The 19,619-nt window shown below is 54.0% G+C and carries 14 protein-coding genes; 10 read left to right on the top strand and 4 right to left on the bottom strand.

Annotated elements, in window-relative coordinates; translation table 11 throughout:
• Nucleotides 1-216 precede the first annotated feature (216 nt).
• The 4 genes from K239x_RS16395 to K239x_RS16380 all read left to right on the top strand — a co-directional run bounded on the left by K239x_RS16395 (nucleotide 217) and on the right by K239x_RS16380 (nucleotide 5,307).
• The gene (locus tag K239x_RS16395; protein ID WP_419189043.1) at nucleotides 217-1,092 is read left to right on the top strand and encodes a polysaccharide deacetylase family protein; all 876 of its coding nucleotides are present in this window, start codon (nucleotides 217-219) and stop codon (nucleotides 1,090-1,092) included.
• Nucleotides 1,093-1,207: 115 nt separating this feature from the next.
• Nucleotides 1,208-1,816: a lysophospholipid acyltransferase family protein gene (locus K239x_RS16390; RefSeq protein WP_145419314.1), complete on the top strand. Its 609-nt coding sequence runs from the start codon at nucleotides 1,208-1,210 to the stop codon at nucleotides 1,814-1,816.
• A gap of 132 nt (nucleotides 1,817-1,948) precedes the next feature.
• Nucleotides 1,949-4,297, top strand: a complete 2,349-nt coding sequence (locus tag K239x_RS16385) for an efflux RND transporter permease subunit (RefSeq protein WP_419189042.1) — start codon at nucleotides 1,949-1,951, stop codon at nucleotides 4,295-4,297.
• The gene (locus K239x_RS16380; protein WP_145419313.1) at nucleotides 4,294-5,307 is read left to right on the top strand and encodes a hypothetical protein; all 1,014 of its coding nucleotides are present in this window, start codon (nucleotides 4,294-4,296) and stop codon (nucleotides 5,305-5,307) included. Before K239x_RS16385 ends, K239x_RS16380 begins: the two co-directional genes overlap by 4 nt.
• A gap of 89 nt (nucleotides 5,308-5,396) precedes the next feature.
• Here K239x_RS16380 and K239x_RS16375 read toward each other — a convergent pair whose 3' ends face one another.
• Nucleotides 5,397-6,032 (bottom strand): response regulator transcription factor, encoded by a 636-nt coding sequence (locus K239x_RS16375; protein WP_419189041.1) that lies wholly within the window; start codon nucleotides 6,030-6,032, stop codon nucleotides 5,397-5,399.
• On the bottom strand, nucleotides 6,025-9,432 hold the full coding sequence (locus K239x_RS16370) for a PAS domain-containing sensor histidine kinase (RefSeq protein WP_145419311.1): 3,408 nt from the start codon (nucleotides 9,430-9,432) through the stop codon (nucleotides 6,025-6,027). Before K239x_RS16370 ends, K239x_RS16375 begins: the two co-directional genes overlap by 8 nt.
• A gap of 841 nt (nucleotides 9,433-10,273) precedes the next feature.
• On the opposite strand from K239x_RS16370, the gene K239x_RS16365 reads away from it, so the two are divergent.
• Entirely contained in the window at nucleotides 10,274-11,257 is a 984-nt protein-coding gene (locus tag K239x_RS16365; RefSeq protein ID WP_145419310.1) for a hypothetical protein, read from the top strand.
• Nucleotides 11,258-11,311: 54 nt separating this feature from the next.
• Here the strand turns inward: K239x_RS16365 and K239x_RS16360 are convergent, their stop codons facing one another.
• Nucleotides 11,312-12,073: a hypothetical protein gene (locus K239x_RS16360; RefSeq protein ID WP_145419309.1), complete on the bottom strand. Its 762-nt coding sequence runs from the start codon at nucleotides 12,071-12,073 to the stop codon at nucleotides 11,312-11,314.
• Between the two features lie 294 nt (nucleotides 12,074-12,367).
• Between K239x_RS16360 and ychF the strand changes: the two genes are divergently transcribed.
• Genes ychF through K239x_RS16345 form a run of 3 tightly spaced genes read left to right on the top strand, consistent with a single transcriptional unit; the run spans nucleotide 12,368 to nucleotide 14,472 of the window.
• The gene (ychF, locus tag K239x_RS16355) at nucleotides 12,368-13,459 is read left to right on the top strand and encodes a redox-regulated ATPase YchF (RefSeq protein WP_145419308.1); all 1,092 of its coding nucleotides are present in this window, start codon (nucleotides 12,368-12,370) and stop codon (nucleotides 13,457-13,459) included.
• A gap of 48 nt (nucleotides 13,460-13,507) precedes the next feature.
• A complete protein-coding gene (locus K239x_RS16350; protein WP_419189040.1) occupies nucleotides 13,508-14,107 on the top strand; it encodes a hypothetical protein in 600 nt (199 codons plus the stop codon).
• 11 nt (nucleotides 14,108-14,118) lie between these two features.
• Nucleotides 14,119-14,472 carry an amidohydrolase gene (locus K239x_RS16345; RefSeq protein ID WP_419189039.1) on the top strand — a complete coding sequence of 118 codons (354 nt, stop codon included), beginning with the start codon at nucleotides 14,119-14,121 and terminating at the stop codon, nucleotides 14,470-14,472.
• Between the two features lie 31 nt (nucleotides 14,473-14,503).
• On the opposite strand, the gene K239x_RS16340 is transcribed toward K239x_RS16345, so the two are convergent.
• On the bottom strand, nucleotides 14,504-14,926 hold the full coding sequence (locus K239x_RS16340; protein WP_419189038.1) for a response regulator: 423 nt from the start codon (nucleotides 14,924-14,926) through the stop codon (nucleotides 14,504-14,506).
• A 521-nt stretch (nucleotides 14,927-15,447) separates the two neighbouring features.
• Here K239x_RS16340 and K239x_RS16335 point away from each other — a divergent pair.
• Nucleotides 15,448-16,752, top strand: a complete 1,305-nt coding sequence (locus tag K239x_RS16335; protein WP_419189037.1) for a DUF481 domain-containing protein — start codon at nucleotides 15,448-15,450, stop codon at nucleotides 16,750-16,752.
• 525 nt (nucleotides 16,753-17,277) lie between these two features.
• Nucleotides 17,278-19,599, top strand: coding sequence for a vWA domain-containing protein (locus tag K239x_RS16330; RefSeq protein WP_145419306.1), 2,322 nt, complete (start codon nucleotides 17,278-17,280; stop codon nucleotides 19,597-19,599).
• The last annotated feature ends 20 nt before the right edge of the window (nucleotides 19,600-19,619 follow it).

The raw sequence follows: 19,619 nt of genomic DNA, 5'->3' as shown, positions 1-19,619 counted from the left end.
TCGATGCGACCGGGAAAAACGTTGGCTTATCAAGCGTCAGTTTACTCAATCCGGGCGCCTGCGTGCGTCGCTAATACCGTCACGACCTGCCCCAGCAACAAAGGCTCTCTGGATACCCCAGTAGGTGTGGCAGAGCGTGGGGGCCTGTCGCTTAAGAGTGTGATAAATCAAGAAGGAGACACAATTGTACCTACTGTTTGGCGGATACACGACTTGATGGGATTGAGGGATATCGCACTCCGCGCACGCGTCGCGGCCACATCGTCGCTCCGTCGTGCGCGAATGGAAGAGCTCTGTCGTAAAGGCAAAGCTCCGATGTACGTCCCGTTCTATCACCGCGTCGCAAACAATTCGCCCAACGACTGGACGATTTCTCGCGATACGTTTGCCAAGCAAGTCGACTATTGCTTGGAACATTTTGACCCGGTCGGGCTGGATGAAGTTCAACGTCGGGTCCGAGTCAACGAATCACAACGCCCGACGATCACGTTTACCTTCGATGACGGCTATGCAGAGAATTGCGAATTCGCATTGCCGTTGTTGGTCGAAAAGAAAATGCCAACCGTTTATTTCGTGACGGTCAACTGCATTCGTCAGCAAGAAAGTTTTCCGCATGATTGCGAAAGCGGCGTGTCTCTGGCGGTCAACACGGTGTCACAGATTCGTGAGTTCTCCGACCTGGGAATCGAAATCGGATTGCACACTCGTAGCCACGTCGATTTTGCCAATGTTCACTCGGCCGCCGAGATCCATAGTGAAATCATCGATGCCAAGATCGAACTGGAGCAGATCATCGGCCGCAAGGTTCGCTACTTTGCGTTTCCATTTGGAATGCCCGCGCAGTTGACTCAAGCGGCGATCGAAACCGTCTACGAAGCTGGGTTGAGCGGGTTTTGCAGCGCTTATGGCGCCTACAACCTGCCCGGTCGCGATGCTTTTCATATCCGACGGTTTCACGGCGATGGCGAATTCAATCGCTTCTTGAACTGGACCAGTTTTGATCCGCGAAAAGTCGACGGCGAACCGACGGTCCGCTATTTCTTGCCTCCTGCGACTTCGTTCGCCGAAACCATGGCGTCGATGACGGTTTAGAATTCGGCGTTACTAGGTTCGGTTGCCGGCATGGCTGCATACCGGGCATGACGTTGGCCCTGTGTTATCCCGCTGCCTTCTTCGCAGGAACTCAGCTGCCGCGTAGAATGTCTGCATGACAGTTACTAGCCAGTTCATCGTTATCTTGGCAAAGTTGTTTAGCGGGTTCACTGTGCGTTGGGTCGATTGCCAGCCAGAAACCTGCCAACGCATCTACTTTGCCAACCACACCAGCCATTTGGACGCCGTCGTCTTGTGGTCTGCCTTGCCGCGCGCGCTGCGCAATATCACGCGACCCGTTGCCGCCAAAGATTACTGGACCAAGGGCTGGCTGAAACCGCACATGGCAAAGAGTTTCAATGCGCTGTTGATTGACCGCAAGGAGATCAAAGTCCATCGCAGTCCGATTGACATCATGCTGGAACAGATGGGCGACGTGTACTCGCTGATCGTTTTTCCTGAGGGCGGTCGTTCGTCGGGCGAAGAAGAAATGGGCAAGTTCAAGAGCGGGCTGTATTACATGGGAAAGAAACGGCCTGACCTGGAGTTGGTGCCTGTGTACATCGACAACGTGAACCGCATCTTGCCGCGCGGCGAAATCCTTCCTGTGCCACTGCTAAGCTGTATTACGATTGGTGCACCCATCTTTTTGGAAGCCGGCGAACCGAAGAAGGATTTTTTGGAACGAGCACGCAACGCCGTTCGAGCACTCAAGGAAGTTTAAACTCACGGCGGTTTCCCCATCTCCCGTGCATTGAAAAAAGACAATGGGCCCGCCGCATTGGAATTGGCCAACCGGTCGCTGGCGATCGCAGTCCCGATACGCTAAATCACTTTTCCACTGGAATCTATCGTTGTGCGTAATCAGTTCGGCTTCTTGGCAGATTGGATCGTCGATCATCGGTGGGTAACTTGCTTTTTGATTGTCGTCGTCACCGTTGTAACAGGGATCGGTCACTACGATCCCTATCTGCTGCTGCCTGAGCCAACGGCCGAAGTAAGCCAACCGAATCGGCAGTTCGGCAAAACGGAGGATGTCAAACGTCCGCCGCCAAACGTGTCGCCCGTACAGGTTGCATCGGGGGATGTGATTGTCGTCGCCAGAAGCGATTCGTTCTTCACACCCGAGGGCAGTGAGGCGATTCGGGATGCGGTCGGCGCGATCGAATCGCTGCAGCATGTTCGCAGTGTGCTGTGGATGGACGAAGCACCGCCGATGAATATTTTTGGACTGGCCGAAAATTCTCTGCCGCGGCGAAATGCGACGCAGGCTCGTTTCGATGATGCCAAAGAACGTGCTCTGCAACATCCTTTGATTGCCGGGCAACTACTGTCCAAGGACGCTAAGACGATGCTGTTGATGGTCAACATCGACTGGATTTTTGTCACCCAAGACAGTGATTGCACCGACGCGCTTCGCGATGGTGCTACAGCAGCGGTTGCGAAGTATCCAAGCATCGACATGTCATTTCAAGTGACAGGCGATGTTCCGATTCGGCTAAGCCGCGTTTCGTCCAGTCGCGAAAACGAACGCAAGTTTCAGATGATCGGCTATGCGATTGCATTGGTAGTGGCACTGATTCTGTTTCGCGGACTGACTCCTGTCCTGATTGTTTCGCTGGCGCCGATACTCGGTTCGTTTTGGACGATCGGTATCTTTCACTATGCTGGCTGGACAAGCAATCCATTCAACACCGTTGTCGTGCCCGTGTTGTTGTGCATGGTTGGGTTTACTGACGGTGTTCACATGATGGTGCAGATTCGCAAACACCGGGCCGCTGGTTTGTCGCCCCGCGATGCCACGCGACGTTCGATTCGGGAAGTCGGGTTGGCATGCTGGCTGACGTCGCTGACTACGGCCATCGGATTTGGTTCGCTGGTGTTGGCAAAGCATGAAACAGTGCATGAATTTGGCTATTGCTGCGTGGTCGGTGTGTTGACCATGTTTGTCGCGGTTGTCACCGTTATTCCGATTGCCTGTGCCAGTCGGTGGGGACGGAATGTCCACATTGGCTACGGTCGCAACTTGGTGGATCAGAATCTGGAACGTGTCACGGGGGTGATCGATTTTGTATTGAAACATGCGGTGCCGGTCGGCTGGCTCGCGATTGTTATGACCGTGGCCTTTTCGCTGTTCACGATGATGCTGCGTCCCGACGAACGGCTGACCAGTAACTTGGCAGAGTCCAGCGAACCCGTGCAGGCATTGGCTCACATCGACAAGGCATTTGGAGGAATGGAATCGGCTGCCGTGCAAATCAGTTTTCCCGACGTCGCCAGCGATTCGGGTGAAATACTAACGGTAGTCGGTGAAGTCGAACGCATTCTGGGGACCGAACCGCTGATTGGAAATCCGCTTTCGATCCACCGTTTGTTGAGCGGATTGCCGGGGGAAGGCGAGCCAGAGGATCGGATGGCGTTGTTGGAGTTGCTTCCACCTCAGTTGAAACGAGCTTACTTCACACCGGAGTATCACCGAGCCAAAGTCGCGTTTCGCCTGCAGGACATTGGGATCGCGCAGTACGGTCCTGTTTTTGATCGGATCGAAGTGCAGCTGGATAAGGTCATGAAGGACCATCCTTTGTTTCAAGTTCAGCTAACTGGTAATGCCGTTTGGCGTTGGAAAGATCTGTACCAGATCGTGGTGGATTTAGCGCTCAGTTTGGGAACAGCCATTATCGTCATTTTTATTGTATTGGCTTTCGTCTACCGATCGGTTCGTATTGGATTGATATCGGTGGTGCCGAATCTATTTCCTTTGGCGTTCACGGGTTTCTTGCTGTACGTCTGGGGGCAGAACCTGGAGATTGTCAGTGTTTGTGCCTTCACTGTCTGCTTGGGAATCGCAGTGGATGACAGCATCCATTTCTTGACGCGGTTTCGCGAAGAAGACCGTGGCGGCGTGAACCGTGACGCCGTGATTCGCAAAGCGTTTGTCGGTGTTGGAACCGCGTTGATCATGACGACGATGATTCTGATGATTGGTTTCAGCACGGCTCTGTTTAGCGATTCGCGTGATTTTCGGATCTTCGCGGCGATGGGAATCTTGACCATCGGTTCTGCGCTCTTTGCCGATCTAATTTTCCTGCCAGCGTTGCTGCTAAGATATGCCCCGCCCAGTTTACGCGGGTCATCGCTTGTGCCTCCCGATGCCGATCGGTCCGCTGATTCGAATCTCCCACCGTCAGACGAGCCTTCATCATGATATTTCGCTGTGCCAGTTTGTTGTGTTTGCTGATGACGGCCACGTATGCGCTGGCGACCGACCATGATGGCGCGCAAGTGGTATCGTTTTATGGTTACGACGACTGCATTCGTTTGAGCAACGACCGCGTCACGGTGACGCTCTGTCCGGCAGCGGGTGGGCGAGTCCTGGAATATTCGCTCGATGGCACGAACATGATGTACTTGCCATCCGGTGACGAAGGGTGGCGGTACTCCGAGGACATGAAGCGAGGTCCGATGAACGCAGGCCGGTTCGACATCGGTCCGGAAAAGGTGGTGCGTCGTGGGCCATTGCTCTGGATGGGGCAATGGCAAGGCGTGATCGTTGGTCCTCGCGCGGCGACGCTGACTAGCCAAGTTGATCCGTTGTCGGGAGTGCGTCTAGTTCGTTCGTTTGCATTGTCCGCCGACTCGTCGCGTTTGATCTGTACGCAGACCATCGACAATGTGTCCGAGCAACTGGTCAGCTTATGCCACTGGAGCCGTACGTTTGCGGTGGGCAACGGGATTGCGGTGATACCGCGAAGTCCGCGCGGCCGTTTTCCCAGTGGCTATGTGATGTACCCGGACGGAAAGACGATTTCGATTAATCCGCAGGATTCCCAGATCACTGTTTCAACAGACCATGTGATCATCAAAGGGGCTCCGCAGTTTCCCAAGCTGGGTTTTGATTCGCATCGTGGATGGTTGGCATATCTTGCTCCGACAGACCAAGTGTTTGTGAAACGATTCGCGACGTTTCCCGATCGCAGCTACAACGAAGTCGCTGGATTGACGGCTTCGGTTTGGTATCCCAAAGACCGAGAGATGGTCGAACTGGAACCGATTGGACCCGCGGAAAACTTGGCGGCGGGGGAATCAGCCAGTTTTACCGAAGAGTGGTGGCTGTTGGAGCGACCCTTTCCCCAAGACAAACAGATCGACGGCAAGGCGATCGACCAGTTTGTCGATCGTCACACTGAAGAACCGTCTGCACCACTAAGCCGCTGAGTCACTTAGCAAAAACGATCCGCCGTGAAAGCTCACTGTGTGCAAATCGATGTGTTCATCAGCATTGCACGTCGCGGCAGCGATCTTGTCTAGGGCGTCAGGTCATCTTGGCCATTGTGGTCGTCAATCGACACAACCATTTTGACAAGCTCGGCCAGCGAGTTGGCTTTCATTTTCTCGAAGACGTCGTGGCGGCGATTTTCCACCGTTCGGACGCTTACATTCAAGTGATGCGCGATCGATTTGTTCGCGGCACCGTCGATCATCAGCCGCATGACTTGCGTTTCTTTTTCCGACAACGCGTGAAGCCTTCGCTTGAGAACTCGTTGCTGCCGTTGCTGATCGATCAGGTTTTCGCAAAGCTGCAGCGCTTCACGGATTGCATCCCACAAGTCGTCGTCCTGGTAGGGCTTTTCCAGTAGCGAAACGGCCCCACGCCGGATGGCGCGAACGGTGTGAGAGGTTCGCGGGTGCGCGGTAATCAGAATTAGAGGAATCGTGTTTCCTCTGCCGCGAAGCGCATCCTGCAACTCGAGCCCGCTCATGCCGACCATGCGTAGGTCCGATACTACGCATCCGCGTGCGTTTTCGTCGATGTCGCTGAGCAATTCTTCGCCCGACGCATAGGACTTGGTGTGGATGCCCATCGATTGGACGAGGGCACACACGGATTCTCTTGCTTGAGAATCATCGTCAACGACAAATACAGTTGACTGATCAAACATTACCAATCTCACTGTAGATAGGTAACGAAAATACAAGAGACGCTCCGCCCGCCGCACTTGTTTCCAAGGACAAGTCCCCGGCATGTTCGTCGAGAATCGTGTTCACGACGGCTAGCCCCATACCCATTGCATTCTCTTTTGTGGAAGTCAGGGCTTCGAACAAATTATTCGATCCCTGCGAAAAACCGGGTCCAGAATCTGAAACCGTTACCGTTACGCTGCCCTTAGTAACCTTCGTTGTCACGACAATTTCACGACAAGCCGACATGTTTTGCTCAATCGCTTCAATCGCATTGATTACCAAGTTAACAATAATTTGTTGGATGCGTATGTGGTCTAGCACCACTTTTGTTTGATTCGCATTCAAATCTAAGTCCAACGCAATATTGGCACGCTTCAATTCGTGGTTCAGCAACTCGATCGCGCCAAGAATCGCGGGATCGATCTCGGCGGGCAGCGTTGGCAAAGATCGTTTCGCTACGTAGCTGCCCATGCGGTGAATGATGTCGCCTGCGTTGCCGGCCGCGATGGCGATCTGTTCATTCCAATCACGTAAATCGCCCAATTTCTTGCTGTCAGGAATCTCTTCGATCAACGCTTCCAGGCGAATGTTGGTCGCTTTGGCAAAGTTAACGATCGAATAAAGCGGCTGGTTGACTTCGTGTGCGATTCCAGCGACCAACTCTCCCATTGTCGACTGGCGGCTAACGTGGGCGAGCTGAGTTTCGCGTTGGCGAATCCGGTCGTAGGCTTCTGTCCGTTCCGAGATGTCGCGTGCCAACGCGACAATGAACTCTTGACCGACATTGGAATACGCAGCGGACACTTCTACCGGAAAGCTGGTTCCGTCTTTGCGAACGTGAACCGATTCGATGGTGCAGCTGTCTATGTCTTTGAGTCGCTCAAACAGGATGTGCCAATCGTCCGTTTGGGATCCTTCTTTGATCGATGAGGTTTCCATTGATAGCAGTTCTTCGCGTGTGTAGCCCAGTGCATCACAGGTCGCTTGGTTGACGTCGATGATTCGCGAATCCGGGGATATCACATACATCGCGTCCGATGTGTGTTCCAGAGCCAAACGAATGTGACGCATTTTTTCGCGTGAAGCATGTTGTTCGGTGCGATCAGAGATGCTGGCTCGAATCAGCTGGCGGCCAACGGCCGGATGCATGGCCAATTGAACTTCGCAGGGAAAACTGTGCCCAGCTGAGTTTTGAAAGTGGCATTCGAATAACGTCGTCTGGCCGTCCAGCACGCTTTGGATCTGCGGGGCCATCAATTCGTACGAAGCGGTGCCTTCGGGTTGAACCAAAGGCAGCAGGCTAGGGAAATCCAGACTTGCAAATGATTCGGCGCCATATCCAAACAACGCGAGAGCGCTGTCGTTCCAGTCGATAAAACGACATTGTTGAGGGTCGTAGATCGCGATCCCTTCGGGCGCGTTCTCGACCATTGCCCGGTATCGTCGTTCGTTCTGTGCAAGCTGTTCGACGTGCAATTTTTGTTGCGAAATATCGACTAGCGAACCGACGTAGCCCACAACGTTTTTGCCGTCGCTGATTCTTGCGCTGGTGCGAAGCTGAACCCAGTTGGTTTTTCCAAGTGAATCGATGAACTGAAGTTCAAGAGCAAAGGATTCGCCATTTTCGCGTAGCTTGTCAAATGCTTTCGCTAACTTCGTGCGATCTCTGCGTTCGATCCGTCGTTTCCATCCGTCGCCAAGGCATTGGCTTTCGACGGTTTGTAAGATGGACGCGCCGACGCTGTTCAGATAAGTCAGATCTCCGTCGACGTCAAAGAGCAGAACGCCGCTGGGCGAATGTTCGCTGAGCGTCCGGAAAAGTTGCTCGCTGCGACGCAACTGTGATTCCATGTGAACCCGGTCACTGATGTCTTTCCAAAAACAAACCAGGTGCGTGACATCACCGTGGTCGTCAAACACCATCGACACGTTGATTTCGCTGCTACAAATGGTGTTTTGCGACTCGCAGGTGCGGTGTACCACACTGGCCGATTGGTCGGACGACTTCGTCGCTCGGAGAAACTGGTCGATCGTCAGGCCGCTGTCATCGATCGCCAAATCGGTCCCGTCGGAGCCGACTACTTTTTGATGGCTGAGCCGAGTGATCTGTTCGAAGGCAGGATTGCAGTAGATCAGTTTGAATTCATCATTCAGGACGTCGGCAATCAGGATTCCTTGTCCCGCGGATTCAATCGCGCGATCCTGTAGACGAAGTTTGTGCATCACCTTGTGCGACTCAGTGACATCTTCACTGGTCCCCATGATGGTTCTTACTTCTCCGTCTAATTCCTGGATCGGAATGAAGTTTGACTTGAAACGTCGAACACCATGCTTGGTGGAACAGTCAAATTCAAAGTGCGAAGAAATACCGTTGTACGCTTGTTGAAGCAATTCATCGACGTGCGGACGTTCTTTTTCAGAGATGAAATCTAGATAAGGTAGTCCGGCCATTTCGTCAAAGCTGCTTGCTCCGATCAAATCGAGTCCCTTGGGATTGAGTGACGCGAGCTTGCCATCGGAATCGATGCTGTGAACACAGATGGGAGCATGGTCGACCAGCAGACGGTGCTGTTCGCGTTGGAATCGAATCAGTTCTTCGGATCGCTTGGCTTCGGTGACGTCAATCATCACGCCGCGCACTCGGTACGGTTCGCCTTGATCGTCATGCAGTACGCTGATTCGATCCTCGATCCAAACGATGCGTCCGTCGGCGGCAACCGCACGGTACTCCAGGCAGTGGTCCCGTCCGTCGGCAATGCTGTCGTTGCAGCATTTCATCGTGAACTCATGGTCTTCGGAATAGATCGATTTCTCCCAAGACTGCGGGTCTGCCATCCACTGCTCGACCGAGTAACCCAGAATCGCTGTCAGCTGTCCGCTGATATAATTGATTCCCCGGAACGGCAGGTCGGCTTCCCAAATGATCGCGCCGATGTCATCCAGCAGGTTGCGAAAGTAATCGGTCTGGTATTCCTTGGCCGGAATCGACTGCTTCGGCGTTTCGGTAAACGCAACGACTGGTGGATCGCTTGGCGAGGAAACGAACTTTAGCAAGTGGCAATCTTCGCCGTCGAATTCAACGACACCACTGGATGCTTCGCCGGAAACCCGGGTGCCATCCTTTTTGCAAATCACTAACGAACCAGTCAGATGGCGATCGATGTTCGCATCGTCAAAGATGTCTTTGCAGTCAAGTTTGCAGAGCTCCTTTACCGGACGACCAGTCAGCCGTGCTGCCGCACCGTTGGCTTGCCGAATCACCCCGGTCGACAAGTCCATCAAGAACAGTGCGTCGCAAGATTGGTCAAACAGCCAAGTTGCTAGGCCGGAAGATTCCGCCAGCGATTCGGTATACTCATGGTGGGTCGTAGAAGCCATAAATCATTTGAAAAGTTGTGCATCTAGCAGCTGCTTGACAAAAGTACCTCTTCGCGCCGGCAAAATGCCAACGAGCAAAAACTGCCCAACACCAAGAATTCTCTGTCTCACTGTTATTCGCATTTCGCATATCAAAACCGCTGCCGAGTGTTGGATCGTTTTCACCCAAAGTTCAGCTCGCTGTTGCAGGCTGGATCCGGGTTTGCCGCTTCGCAAGATGCGATATCATTGGACGGCGATTCAACACGGACTGCGGCATTGAATTTGCCCCCCCAGTCAGAAAGCTGCGTCAATGCAATACAAAAATATAGCAATGTATTCTTTCGGCGAGAATCAAAAGTCGATCGCCACAGGCAAAAAAAGGCCTGATTCGAAATCGTCTGCGGGTTTCCGAACGTCCACTGATGGGGTGGACGACTTGCTCCAGCTGTGTTTTCGCTGTGCTCGTCAGCCATTCAGGCCGAATCTTAATATGCCTGTCGTTTGACCTACATGACGGGCTAGGCGGTGGCGTTTTTACGCCACTAGCTAATTGTTCGTCATCTCGCCAAAATCAATTGCGTGTCGCTTCTGGCGTCATTCAAAACGGCGAGCTTTGCGGTTGCACAGAGGGTCTAGCAAAGCTGCAAAGGTGGTTGCGCATTGCTTGCGGCCGCTATCGAGTAGGTAAATCGCGCTGGTTTCGCAAAGCAACTTTGCTGCTATCGTCGGCACTGGTTGGCAAAGAAATCAGCGTCAATCAGATCCGCCCTATTCGCTTAGTCGTTAGCTAGCAACCTCCTGCCGCGTCGTCTGTTCGGCGAAACGCGTCGCTGCCAGTCGAATGTGAAGATCGTCGAATATGAAAATCATCGCCACGGATGAAGCGGGTTATGGCCCGAAACTAGGCCCTTTGGTTGTTGGCGCGACCGCCTGGCGGGTTGCCGATGAATGGCGGGCCGATTCGCCTGACCAACTTGCCGATCGGTTTGCTTTGCTGAAGAAGCCGTTGAAGTGCCAAGCCGCCACCGTGGTCGTGGATGACTCGAAGTCTGTTTTCAAATCAAAGTCGGTTGCCAAAGGAAACGTGGACCCACTCGCCAATCTGCACGCGACGGTCAGCGCGGCGAATCGTTGGTGCCACAGCACTGCGCCCGCCTTTGATCAGTGGCTCTCAGAAGTCGCAGCCGAGGACGTCAAGCTGTTTTCGCAGGTTCCGTGGCTCGTCGACTTGCCCGATGTCGCTTTTGAAAATCACGACCGCGTCGATGGCGTGGTCGATTCATGGTCGGCGATCGGCGCAGCCCTGCAAGAATTCCGCTGCCGCGTGATTACTGCGAATGCATTTAACCAAGCTTGCGAGAGCGGGCTGAACAAAGCCGATCTGCTCTCCCAGACGACACTCAGCTTAGTACGAGACGTCCTGCAACGACAAACGATCGCGGCGGACGAACCCGTGCAAGTGTTTTGTGATCGGCATGGCGGCCGGCGGTACTATGCCAGTGTGCTGCAGCATGTGTTTGAAGATTCCGAAGTTACCGTCGTGTCCGAATCCAAACAGCAGAGCGTCTATCAGTTGCGCTACCGTGGCGTCGATGCCACCGTTCACTTCACAGTGAAAGGCGATTCCTTTACACCGGTCGCGATGTCGTCAATCTATGCCAAGTACATTCGCGAACGTTTGATGCAGTCTTTCAATCGCTATTTTCAATCAATCGCTGGTCCTGGGCATGCCGTCCAGCCAACGGCTGGTTACCCGGTCGACGCCGATCGGTTCTTGCTGGAGATTCAACCGCTTATTAAAAAGCAACGCATCGATTTAAAAAAACTCGTTCGGAAACGGTAACGAGCAACCAATTCGGATGCGAGTAACAAAAGTGATTCGGCGTCGTCCGTTTCACTAATTCGGTTGACGAATCCAGTGTCGAACCCGGTTTGTATTCTGCGGCTGTGGCAGGCGTGTGACCGGTTCACGACGAAAGCTATTTTTCAACAGCGATTCCCCTTCAATACCGCCGCTCGCTGTGCCACTCATTGCTTGGCTGCTACTTGCCAGCTTCGCACTGGCTGCATCACTTCGTTTGTGATTTGATTCAGTGGCCAAGTCGGATGGATCGGTGCTTGGTGAATTGGATGGAACCAGAACAGAACGCTGCGATCGTTGCCCCGAAGCATCCAAAGCGGTGGACCCAAATCGCGTTGTGCGATTGGTTGCCGGTGAGTGTGAAAGCTGCGAACCGGTCAGTGGACGAGGCTGAGTGGTTGCAAATGCACTTTGCCCTGCTGTGTTGCCGAGCGGTTGCCGAGCGACTTGGTGTCGACGTTGCTTGGTCGCTGAAACGCTTAACCTTTGTTGATCCTGTTCGTCCAGTCGCAGCGGCACTGCCACTTCTTCAAACGAACTTGGCATCGGCGGCAGCGATTGAGGATTTTCCGGCACATGCCACTGGGGCAATCCCTGAGGCATCAGCCCATCGAGCTTGACGGGCTGTTGTGACTCGACGAACAAATCCATGCTGGATTGTCCCAACTGAGCCTGGGTCGGGCCGGTCGCCTCGCCAGACAGCGGGGCGTCGATCGGATGATCCGAATGGTGACGAAAAGGCAGGGCAGCCAGTATGCCACCGGCAGCCAACAACAGGCAAACAATAAGATTACGCAAAGGACGGCTCGGAGCTGGGTAAGTTCGAGAAATCCCGGTGTCGTTGAGTCGACAACAGGACGGCCAGCTTCGTCCATGAAAAGAACAATGTCGTGCATCGTGCAATAAATCTAGATCGGTCGCCTACTTCGCTCTTCTTGAGTCAATCTGCGAAAGTATTTTCGGAAAAGTTTCTGCTCGTTCGCCCCCGGCTGGACGCTGAATCGACACGTTACGTCACCTACGATCATCCCTGTAAAACTGATAACATCGGCGTTTTCCAACTGTCATACTCGACCCGAAAATAGATACATCATGGAAGCTGGGATCGTTGGCCTTCCGAACGTCGGCAAAAGCACGCTTTTCAATGCGTTGACCGCTTCGCAGGCCGCACAGAGCGAGAACTACCCTTTTTGTACGATCGAGCCGAACGAGGGAATCGTGAGTGTTCCCGATGATCGGCTGACAAAGATCACGCAGTACATCGTGCCGCAAAAGGTAATTCCGTCGGCGCTGAAATTGGTCGATATCGCGGGGATCGTCAAAGGCGCCAGCGATGGCGAAGGTCTGGGCAACAAATTCCTGAGCCACATTCGCCAGGTCGACGCGATTTTGCAAGTCGTGCGTTGTTTTGAAGATCCCGATGTGATTCATGTCTCGGGAAATGTTGATCCGGTCGCCGATATCGACACAATCGAAACCGAACTGGTGCTGGCCGACATGCAAACGTTGGAAAACGCACTCGGCAAAGCTCAGCGAACCGCGCGGAGTGGCGACAAAGAAGCCAAGTTGCGAGTCAGTGTGATCGAAAAGTGCAACGCTCATTTGGAGTCCGAACAGCCGCTCCGAACTTTGTCGTTGACGGAAGCCGAATTGGCAGCGATTTCCAGCTACGGGCTCATGACTGCCAAACCGATTCTATACATCGCCAATGTTGGCGAAGACGATCTGGAAGGCAAAGATCCGCTGGTCGACAAAGTTCGTCAGCACGCAAAAGACTCCGGTGCCGACGTGGTCTGCGTCAGTGCAAAGCTGGAATCCGAAATTGCAGAGCTAGACGAATCCGATCGCGACGAGATGTTGTCCGACGTTGGGCTGGAAGAACCCGCGCTTAACAGTATCGCTCGCGCGGCATACAAAACACTGGGGCTGGAAAGCTTCTTCACCGCTGGCGAAAAGGAAGTCCGCGCGTGGCCTTTTGCAATTGGCGCATCAGCGCCCCAGGCAGCTGGCGTGATCCACACAGATTTCGAGAGCAAGTTCATTCGTGCCGAGATTTACACGCTTGACGACTTGGAAGAATACAAAGCTGAAAAAGACATTCGCCAGGCTGGCAAGCTTCGCGTCGAAGGCAAGGGATACATCATGCAGGACGGCGACATCTGCCATTTCCTGATCAACCCTTAGAACACACGACGATTCAACACGCCCCATCTGACTCCTACTGAGGAAAGCATGCACAAGCTTATGATTCCAATTCTCTTCGCCATCGGCACTGCACTGTTTTGGGGATGTTACGGACCTACGATCGGAAACGCTCAAGCGCCAAAACTACCTGGAGCTGGTCCAGCATGGTCGCCGTTCAAACCATATGTGTTCATTGGCGTCGCGTACTTGGTGATCGCTGTGGTCGGTGGCCTGGTGATGATGAAAGTCAAAGGCGACTCGTTCAGCTTCAGTGGCGTCGTTCCTGGAACGGATCGTTCAAGCTTTGACACGGTGAAGTGGGGGTTTTTGGCTGGAACGCTTGGTGCTGCTGGAGCTCTTTGTTTGACATCGGCGATGATGTTCAGCAAAGGCAACTCGGCTTTGGTCATGCCGATCGTTTTTGGTGGGGCCGTCACGGTGACCGCGATCGTCAACCTGATCAAACTCCGCGGAAACACCGACGTGAACCCGTTGATGTGGGTGGGCATGGCGCTAACGCTGATCGGAGTTGTGGTCGTAGCGAAGTACACGCCGCACGGTCATGCACCGAGTAAAAAGGCCGACGACACGGTTCAGGTCGAAGCGGGACCCAGCGAAGCGGCACCCGATACTGCGGACGTGGGTTAGGCGACCTGCAAATGTCTATCGACGATAGTGATGACATGCGCCGCGTGCGTGCGATCGATACCGAGATCACGCACGTGTGGATGATCCGCACGTTCTTGAAACATGCGGACGAATCACAGGATGACGAAGACCTTCGCGACATCGTGCGTGATCTCTACGATTTTATCTTGGCCGTCGGTCCGGTCGACGAAGTAAATGATCCGGCGGTCTATCTAAAAATGGCCAAGAAGAAACTTTCCAAACTTCGCAAGGCCACCGAGTTGTACGAAGAGATCCAGCCGGAAGTCAGCGGGCATACCAATTTTGCAATGGCGGCTCGTTCGCTTCGCACCGCTGTCGATCGGATCCACGCTGTGTTTGCGTAGCCGGATTCTGCAGGTCGGGCCTCAGCCTGTCTTAGCAACAGTGGTGGTGGATCAAGCTGTCGAGTTGCTCGACTGTGGGCGGTTTGACGACGTAGCCGTGGATCAGCTCATCACGATCGGCGGCTTCCTGATCTTGCGGGTGATCCGAAGACGAGCAGATGAGCACTGTTAGTGAATCGGCGGCCAGTTTCTGTTGCTGCATCGCGTTGCGAATTTCGTTGACGACATCAAAGCCATTCATGCCTGGCATGTTGATGTCCAGCATCGCCATCGCCGGAGCTCCTTCACCGAGAAAACCGATCAAGTCGGAGTCAGGATTGTGGAGTGATTCTGAAAAGCTTCCGCCACTCTCAAATTCGCGGATCACTAGGTCGTACCGAGACTTCTTCGCTAACCGAGCGAGTAAGTAGCGATCAATTTCGTCATCGTCGACAATGATCAAATTTATCTTCATCACTCGGTCCAGTTTTGCCCGGCGACCTTCAAGAACGAGGGGTCGCATACTGCCCAACAATGTACCACGTAAAGCAAAAAGGTGTACGGCGCCTCCGTCTGGAGCAGCGATGTGCGGAACCTCTCTTCACATTTCCGCTGAAGCAGCCTATTTGCAGATTCATCAACGAGGAATCCAGCATTGCTCCGCTTGTTGTTTTGCCACCTGTTTGGGCCATTGTATTGCCCGTTAATTCGCTGGCTGTCTTGTAGGATGCCACGCGATGACCGCGGGCAGGCCTTGGGGGGCTAACTGCGTGAGGGAATTCGTGAAACTGCAGTTTCATTGCGATTCGCTTTAGTTTCGCTCCGAAATTCGTGGTGACAAGTGATCACCTGATTTGTTAGTTGTCGCAGCAGCAGGGAATTGCCGGTCCACCCATGGGCTTTTCAATTCCGCTCAGATCAATGTGATCGCTATTTGGATCGCGTTGGCTGCTGGTAGATCTCTAAATCATTTACTTATCCATTCGTTGAATTCTGATGATCGAATTTCTTACATTGACAACGAAGTCACGCTGGTCCACCGCCAGCTCGTTCGCTGCCTGTTCGTTCGCAGTATGCGTCATCGCGTTGCTGGGGCAACCATCCCCGGCAATGGGACAAAACGGCGAAACGCAGCCAGCGTGGATGGGCGGCACGTCGACTTGGACCGGCGACGGCTATGAAGTCGAGACCACGCCCAAGGCGACTTTGTTGCCAAACAATATCGATCCCGCCAGCGGTCCCATTCTGAATCCGTACGCGACAGGAGCGACAAAACCGTATACGACTCCGGTTGACCCTCAAGCGAAAAAGGCGGCAGCTGTTGCCAGCGAATTGAAGACGCCACTTACCGGAGCGGCATCGAAAATTGATTCCAAGTTTTCGCAGGCCATTGGGGCCGTCGCGCAAGCTGGTGCCAAAACTCCCGAGACCGATTCCCAAGACAGCTCCAGCGTACTTGCGCAGGTTGCTCACAGCCAACCGCTCGCGGGCCCCATCGTTGGGCCAATTGTCGGTTCTGGACCGCTTGCTAATCCGCCGGGCACCCCTTCGATGGGACAGCAGATTGGTGCTGGAATCAATCGGGATCGTCCGCCGCTAATCGAAGAATCCATTCGCTGGTACCAGTACCCATGGCGATGGATGACACAAGGCTGGACCAACAGCATTGAACTGGGGCTGGACGGTAGCCAGGGAAATGCGGAAACCTTGGCGATCCAAACCGGTGCAGAGCTGAAACGCAAAACCGACGCCTACACGTTGGCGCTTGATTTCGATTACCGATTGGTCAACAACCGTGACGTCGTGACCGAAGACAACGGGCGATTCAATGTCGATTACGACCGCCTGTTGGGCGACAGTCCTTGGTCGCTGTTCGGCAAGTTTGGATTGGAGTGGGATGAATTCAAAGCCTTTGATCTGCGTTTGAATTTGAATTCGGGCGTTGGTTACCATTGGATCCGCAATGACCGCACCACGTTTGTAACTCGCTTTGGTGCGGGTGCTTCACGCGAAATTGGCGCTCCCGATGACGATTGGGTGCCAGAAGCCGTGTTTGGATTTGATGCAGAGCACCAGATTAACAAACGCAACAAATTCAAAGCCAAACTAGACTATTTCCCCAGCTGGGAAGACTTTGGCAACTACCGAATCGTCAGTGATGCGTCGTGGGAAATCCTGCTTCGCGACGACGAAAGCCTAAGCCTGAAATTGGCCGCGACCGACCGCTACGACAGCACGCCACAAGGCGGCAATAAAGCCAACGATGTCTACTACTCGCTGCTACTGCTGATGAAATTCTAGCCCGCTGTTTTGGCGCGCAATGTTAGCCCGCAAAGTTGACCGCAGTGTCGGCCCGGTGTTCATGTTGGGAATACTAGGTGGACTGGTGGCTTGTTCCGTTTTCCAGCCGCGCGATCGGCGACGCTGTTTCCAGTGGCTGGGAAAACCAATCCGAATAGACGATCGTCGATACGCGTGAACGCTATCCGCTGAAGTCCGGCCGGCGAGCCTGTTCGGTTGTCCGCACCATTTCTGCATCCGCGCGATTTCGACATCCGCGAGATCAAGCCGGATCGTTCCTGATTTGCGGCTGTCTCTTGCGACGGCGATAGTGCCACAAAATAGTTGACACCACGGTGTCGTTGTGGGAATTTTGTAAATCCAGCTGTCGGCTGCGTTGTCATTCTCCTTGTCTATCCCGCTGCAAATCCGTCAGCTGCAAATTGCTAACGTCGAATCGACGCTTGAAGCTGAAGCGAGGCGGTGATCTCGTCCGCAGTGGACGACCGTCTCATCGGCAAGGGACTTTTCATTGAGACATCGGGCATGAGCAACGAAGGTTCGCGATGGAGGAACGACAGCGACAAAGAGCCTGCGTCTGGCTCGCCAGTTCGGCCACCACGTAAATCTTCGCCACCACGTAAATCTACGCCGCCGCGTGAGTCTTCACCGCCCGTTGAATCTTTGCCGGTTCCTTCCGCTCCGCTGCCACCTCCTCTTCCAGAGAGCGCGCAGACGACCGGCGACGAAATCTTTCATCGTGAACCACCGCCCGTGGTTCGCACGCAGCGCGCCCAACGTCGACGCACTCAACGGGCGGCGAAGAAAACATCCGCTTCAACGCATGTTTCAAAGCGCGGCCTCTCGGCAACCGATGCATCGCCGAGTCTCTTTCGGCTGGACGTTGGTGAACAAGAAAACCACGGACGCCGAGAATCGACCAGTTGGTTTAGTTCCGTCGCGATCCACCTGATCATTTTGGCGATCATCGGGCTGTTTCTGGTTCCCGCGGATTTTGGTGGCGACGGCATGCACCAGTTGATCGTGACGCTTGGCGATGATCGGGAGGCGGCCGTCGGGGCGGATTTCGCTACGGACACGGTGCCCGATGACACGGTCACCGAATCGATCCCGGAGGTGAAGCCGACGTTCAGCGAATCGGCGAAACCGGCCGTCGACAGGAGTGCAAAACAAGGTGGAAAGAAGGCCGGAAAAGGAAGCGACAAAGGTGGGCAAAAAGGTTTGAGCGGATCGTTCTTTGGTATTGAAACGACCGGGCACGAATTCGTCTACATCTTGGACATGTCGGGCAGCATGCGAGGCAGTCGCTATCGACGGGCATCGGACGAACTGATCCGCTCGGTCAACCAACTTGGCGACGGCCAAAAATTTTACGTGATCCTGTTCAGCAATTCGTTCATCCAGATGTTCAACCAGAACACGAAAGCACCCAGGGCGATCGCGGCAACGCCGGACAATAAGCAGCGGCTGGCGGAATGGGTCGTCAGTGCGTTTCAAGGTGGCGGGACGGATCCGCGCGGCGCGGTCAAGTTGGCCTTGCAAATGCGGCCTAGTGCGATCTTTATGTTGTCCGATGGCAAGTTCCGAAAGCCGTCCGTGAACTCGAAATCGTCTCGAACTTTTCTGAGCGACAATTTGGATGTATTCCAGCTAGCTCAGGCAGCGGGAGGCCGCACGCCGATTCAAGCGATCGCGTTTGAGGAAGCCGTCGCGTGCGAAAACATGAAAAAGCTATCGTTGCTGACGGGCGGCAAGTATCGATTTGTCGGCAACCAAGACAGCGATCAGGCCCAAGAGATGCTCGATGACGCAAGTGATGCGATGAAAACCGGACAGCTGGAGTCCGCGGAGTACCTGATGACTCGATTGATCAAAGCATACGGCAACACCGAACCGGCTTGGCAAGCACGCGAAAAACTGGCACGCATGCTCTTTGAACGATCTCACGACTCTCTGAAGAAAGACGACATCACCGCTGCGGGAAAGTCGATCGAGCAGTTGATCGAAATCGATCCAAACGCGATCGTCACCGAGTCCTATCAAGTTCCGCTAGTCAATCAGCTCATCAAACTTACCAACGACGATCCAGGCTCTCAGCAATCGCAGGCAGCTAGCGTCGTACTTGGTTCGCTGTTGAAGCGTTTTCCCCAATCGCAGTTTCGTCAGGACATGGACAAAGTGCTTGTCAACAAGACGCTGACCGAGACGCGAGCGTTGTTGGCAAATAACAAACCGATCGAAGCGTTCGTTAAAATCGATCGTTGCGTGACGCAGATGCCATTCGTCCGGCACGATGAAGACATCAAGACGCTGCATCGGAACATCGCTGATCGTTTGATTGAACGCGCCCGTTTGATTCAGCAGTCCCAAGGTGACGAAGCCTATCTGACGCACTTGACCAATTTGTCGCGTGCTACAAAACAGACTTCGCTGCAAAAACGCATCGTGCCTTTGTTGGCCAAGCTAGCTGGCAGCATGGTCAGGGGATCGCGGGTCGGGCTGGACGAAAAAGCAAAGGAGGCGCGGCGAAAACTGGCACAGCAGATTGCCCACGAAATCGGCAATCCTCAATTGATCAAAGAAGTGCAGCGCGAATCACTTCAGGGCGAAATGCGAGCCCGATCGATGCTGCGAACGGCACAGCGAGTGGAACGGATGGGGGACGCTGTGGGCGCGATGAAACGGTACAGCATCCTGGTCAAGGGTTATCCGGACACGGTCGCAGCGAAGGCCGCGCGCAGTCGGTATTGGAAGCTCCGCCAGCAGACAGCCGCGGCAGACGATGACGGGAGCTTGGCATTGCAAAAAATGATCAAGGATGCAAATTCCGCTAAACCCTCCCGCTAGGTGCCCCACCAGTTCGCCAG

Source organism: Stieleria marina (genome assembly GCA_007741555.1).
In the GTDB taxonomy this organism is placed as follows: Bacteria; Planctomycetota; Planctomycetia; order Pirellulales; family Pirellulaceae; genus K23-9.
Note: the sequence above shows the minus strand (reverse complement) of the source record. Positions and strands in the feature narration are given on the sequence as shown.